Here is a 671-nt window from a genome sequence, read left to right on the forward strand (position 1 = left end):
GGAATTTCAAGATGAGAAAGGTGAGAACAAAACTAGGGACGTGCTTCGAGAAGTTACCGACACAGATATTATTGTTCAGCATTTTTCAAGTTCAGGAATTAATTGGGTATGGCTTTCTCAGTTCGAGGATTATAAAGCTGAACGTCGTGCAATCAGTTTGATAATTCAGGAGTTGATGAAACTACCCAAGGAAGAAAAGATTAAACAGTCGGCATTTTTTGTAGAAAGACTTGCTGAGTTTAATCCTAGTTTAGTTAGTCAAATGCTTAACGCTTATTAAGTTTACCACGAGTCAGGAGTAATTCTGACTCTTTTTTTTCTGTGGGGACGCTATCGCGCAGAGGTGTTGGTTTTTTATTAATTGCGAGGACACCCATGAATAACATGATAGTTCATTATCAAGGATTCCAAATCGAAATTTATGAAAATCATCCTACATGGATTGACCAACGATATGCTTCCGAAGTTAGTCTTTCCTCGCATCCTGATTTCTATATATTTGATGGTAACGCTTGTACTCCAGATTTCGACAGTTGTTTGAATCAATCTCTCAGAAACTGTGATGACCTTATTAGAGATTATGGGGCAAATGTTATTTTTGAACCAACTTTGGTATTGAATCCTCCTGGTTGGAATGATCCAGACAATTTCTAACAATTAGTTGGCAATAC

The 671-nt window shown here is 37.1% G+C and carries 2 protein-coding genes; both read left to right on the top strand.

The annotated features are described in order from the left end of the window. Window positions 1-280: hypothetical protein (locus tag FJR06_RS06070; RefSeq protein WP_168651044.1), on the top strand; the 280-nt coding region annotated here is incomplete at its 5' end. A 95-nt stretch (window positions 281-375) separates the two neighbouring features. After that, window positions 376-654: a hypothetical protein gene (locus tag FJR06_RS06075; RefSeq protein WP_041458089.1), complete on the top strand. Its 279-nt coding sequence runs from the start codon at window positions 376-378 to the stop codon at window positions 652-654. Window positions 655-671: the final 17 nt, after the last annotated feature.

Origin of the sequence: Dolichospermum sp. UHCC 0352 (assembly GCF_009711925.1) — a bacterium.
GTDB lineage: Bacteria > Cyanobacteriota > Cyanobacteriia > Cyanobacteriales > Nostocaceae > Dolichospermum > Dolichospermum lemmermannii.

Excerpts from the sequence above, each read along its gene's own strand:
- FJR06_RS06075 (WP_041458089.1), top strand. The coding sequence starts at position 376 with ATGAATAACATGATAGTTCATTATCAAGGATTCCAAATCGAAATTTAT.